The organism is Chelativorans xinjiangensis (assembly GCF_009812055.1).
GTDB lineage: Bacteria > Pseudomonadota > Alphaproteobacteria > Rhizobiales > Rhizobiaceae > Chelativorans > Chelativorans xinjiangense.
Genome location: NZ_WQNH01000107.1, coordinates 1 through 3,694, shown reverse-complemented (window position 1 = coordinate 3,694; position 3,694 = coordinate 1). Strand labels below are relative to the sequence as shown.

Sequence of the window (3,694 nt, the reverse complement as noted above, 5' to 3'; positions counted from 1 at the left end):
TTGTGGCGCTGCCGTGAAGAACCTGTCCCATAGTGCATCCTTCCATTCCTGGGAAAACAATGCACCATCAAAATGCGGGATCAAACACGTAGGTTATCATTGTAACAGGCGCGGATGATAACATTCCTGGCCCGAAAGTGAGCGCAGCGCGGGCCGATTCAGCGCAGCGCGGACACCTTCACATCGTTCCGAAATGCGGTCACTATGTGTCGTTTGAGCGACCGGCGTATTTGAATTCAATCCTCCGCAAGGTGATTGCTGCGCAGCGATGACGAGGACCCCACCCCAGCGAGTCCTTCTACTCTCATATCTGGCGTTCCGCGGCACAGCGTTTGAACCAGCGGGACGCGCGAGTTGCCGACATTCGTGGCGCGTCTCCAGAGCTGTACTACGAATGGAGTTGACTCCCGTTGCAGACTTCTGATTTCTTCACGAGATTATGTTGCGAGGCATAGCGTACCGGGAGAATTATATTGGGCAATGAGGCTGCGGTCTTTGATCGAACGTTGATCATGGGCAACGGCGGGTGCGGAAAGACCTGGCTCGCCCGTCGGCTTGGGAATTCACTCGGCGTTCCAGCTATCCACTTGGACGACCTGCATTGGGAGCCGGGCCGTTGCGGCGTCGCCCGCGACAGGGCGGTCAGGGACGCCGATGTCCAGGCGGCGGCTCACGCCGACACTTGGATCATGGAGGGGGTGTACGGGCAACTGGTGAACGTGGTCTTCAGCCGGTCACCGCCTTGGTCTGGATTGATCTGACGGAAGAGGAGTGCATCGCGAACATCAAGCAGAGAGGCACCCAATACGGCGAAAGCCAGGAACAGTTTCAAGACCTTCTCAACTGGGTGGCGGGATACAGAACCATGACCAGAAACTGGAACTCCTTCGAAGGCCACTCCAAACTGTTTGCGGCGTTTGCCGGGCGCAGATGGCATTTGTCCGGTCGGAATGAAATCGCCGCCTTTATCGAGCACGTCGTTGAGGCTTCGGCTACGGCGATAGATGCTTCTGGCGGCGGTTCTGCTGAACGTCCTTCACCGAAGTGAAACGTTGCGCCACTTCGCGGCATTCCGAGCGCTTCTCGATTGCGGTCGTTCACGCCACGACCTGACGCGGCGTCAGGCCAAGCCAGGCGGCAAGGTCACGACCGCGTCCGAAGCTGTGTGCGTCGCCGACCGCAGCAACAAGCGCGGTGGCGTTGATGACGCCGATCCCGGGGACCGTCGAAAGGCGACGGACTGCTTCGTCCTCGCGCGCCATCTGCACAAACTCCGCATCGAAGGCGGCAATCCGTTCATCAAGGCTGCGCCATTCGGCGCGCAAGTCCTCGACCAGAAGGCGCATGCGCGGCGATAGCCGGGGATCGTCCTCGTCTGCAAACACCTGCAGTTGGGCCTCCAACTGCTTCCACCCCTTCGGGGCTACAATCCCGCGCTCCAGCAAGAGCGCACGCAGATGGTTGATCAGCGCCGTACGCTCTGCCACCAGACGCGAGCGCGCCAGATGCAAGGCTTGGATGTCCGATTGCGCCTCGCTCTTGACCGGCACGAAGCGCATCGTCGGCCGCGTCGCCGCCCGGTCGCCCGCGAGACCATCGCAACGCTGTTCTGGCCGGAGCCGACGAGGAAACCTCAAGGGCAAGGCTTCGGCGCACGTTGCACAAGATTCGCGTGGCCTTCGGGCAAGAGGTGATCAGCGCCGACCGCGTGTCCCTTCATCTCGCCTCGTCGCTCGATGTTTCAGTCGATTCCCAGGCTTTCGAGCGCGCTTGCGATCGCGGCGATCTCGAAACGGCGGCGGCGCTGTATAGAAGCGACTTTCCTGCCGGCTTCGCCCTCGTTGACAGTCCGGAGTTCGAGGAATGGACGTTTTTCAAGCGCGAGGCGCTGCGGAGCCGTCTCATGCAGGTGCTGACGCGTCTGACCAAGGCGGCAATTTTGGCGGCCGAGCCTCGGGCGGCAGTCGCCCACGCCACGCGCCTAGTAGGCCTTGATCCGCTGAGCGAGAGCGCACACCGCCAACTGATCAGCGCACATCTGGCCGCCGGGGACCGTTCTGCGGCAGAGCGCCAGTTGGGAAGCTGCACTCGGATCCTTCAGGAAGAACTGGGAGTGCCGCCCGACGCGGCGACGATCGCTCTTATGGAGGAGCAGCGCCAGTCCGCCGAACCCCGTGTGCCACTCACGCGCTATGTAGCGGCGGTGGACGGCGTCCATATCGCTTTCCAGACTGCCGGAAGCGGCTCTGTTGACATCGTTGTCGTCCCGGGATTCGTCTCCCACATCGAGTGCGTCTGGATCGCATCTGCTTTGCGGATCGGACGACTGATTCCGTTTGACCGGCGTGGCGTCGGTCTCTCGGACCGCATAGGCGCGCGGCCCACCGTCGAAGCGACAGGCGAGGACATATTGGCCGTCTTGAACGCCGTCGGGAGCCGGAAGGCGCTGCTGGCCGGCGCTTCGGAAGGAGGTCCAGGATGCATCCGCTTTGCCGTCGACCATCCAGACCGGCTCGTCGGACTCGTGCTGTGGGGCTCGCTCGCCAAGGGGAGCCGGGAACCGGACTACCCCTATGCTCTCTCGAACGAGCAGTACGATTTATGGTATAAGCGCTTGGTCAAGCAATGGGGTGGCCCGGCTGAGATCAGCACCTTTGCGCCGAGCCTCGTAGGCGACCGGCAGGCGGAGTCGTGGTGGGCAGGGCTGCTGCGCGCGGCTTCGAGCCCCGGTGCGGTCCGCGGTGTGCTCGAAGCACTGCGCGACACCGATGTTCGCTACCTACTCCCGAAAACTCGGTAGGTCCTGCACCGGTCGCACGATGCCGCCGTTCACATCGCCGCGGGGCGATTTCTTGCCGCCAACATTCCCGGCGCAAAGTTCCGTGAATTGCCCGGCAACGATCATTGGTTCTGGGTGGGGCGACCAGGAGCAACTGATCCGTGGCATGCGGGAGCTTGTCGAGCTCTATGGCTGACGCACTTCCCAGGAAGTTGCCGCGGGCTCGAGCGATTGCGCGTTGTCTGGTTTCGGGAGTACAGACCCGCCATCGAGGTCTCGAAGGAGTCAACTTGTGCCATGGTGATGATGATGCCCCTAGTGGTCGAATCGGGTCGGCTTGAGCCGTTCATTGCGTGCCCGTTCAATGTCCGGCAATTAGCGCTCCCTTGACGTCCACTTCCTCCATTGACGACGATCGGTTCGCTCAATTCGGATGCAGGATAGGCGTCGTAGGCGCTCAGGCAACCATTTTCAGAGAACATTTCGACCGAGCAATCGCGCAAAACTCCTCATCCTCGCCGAGCATCTCCGCGACATATTTGAGCGTGTAAAGAGTAGAGTTGCGATATCCCATCTGACGGCCTCGCTTATCCAGGAAGCCCATCTGAACCCGTCTGCTCGTGTTTGGTTATGCCGCCGCTTAGAAAAGACCCTGCTGATATCGACGGTTGCACGCCCCCGCAACCAGCTTTACTTGTGTCCGGCCCGGAGACATAGGTAACAGAACGTGCCTAAGACATGGGTGACAATCTCGTGCCGAACGGATTGTCGATGGTCTGCAAGGTTCTCTGCTCCAGGTCGATATATCCCAGATCATAGTGCATAAAGCTTGACCTGCCACTGAACTTTCATCCAGCGGCGATTAGAGCTTCAGCCGTTTCTGTTACGCCATGGGGCGCGGGGTGAGCAACCGGC

Annotated in this window: 1 protein-coding gene and 2 pseudogenes; 2 read left to right on the top strand and 1 reads right to left on the bottom strand. The window is 60.9% G+C overall.

Annotation, left to right across the window (positions count from 1 at the left end; genetic code table 11):
• Positions 1-467 precede the first annotated feature (467 nt).
• Positions 468-1,048: pseudogene (locus tag GM910_RS27535) on the top strand (P-loop NTPase family protein).
• A 58-nt stretch (positions 1,049-1,106) separates the two neighbouring features.
• Here GM910_RS27535 and GM910_RS26790 read toward each other — a convergent pair.
• A pseudogene (locus tag GM910_RS26790) lies at positions 1,107-1,598 on the bottom strand (IS110 family RNA-guided transposase); the annotation flags it as partial.
• A gap of 59 nt (positions 1,599-1,657) precedes the next feature.
• Between GM910_RS26790 and GM910_RS26785 the strand changes: the two are divergent.
• Positions 1,658-2,800, top strand: a complete 1,143-nt coding sequence (locus GM910_RS26785; protein ID WP_246226405.1) for an alpha/beta fold hydrolase — start codon at positions 1,658-1,660, stop codon at positions 2,798-2,800.
• Positions 2,801-3,694 lie beyond the last annotated feature (894 nt).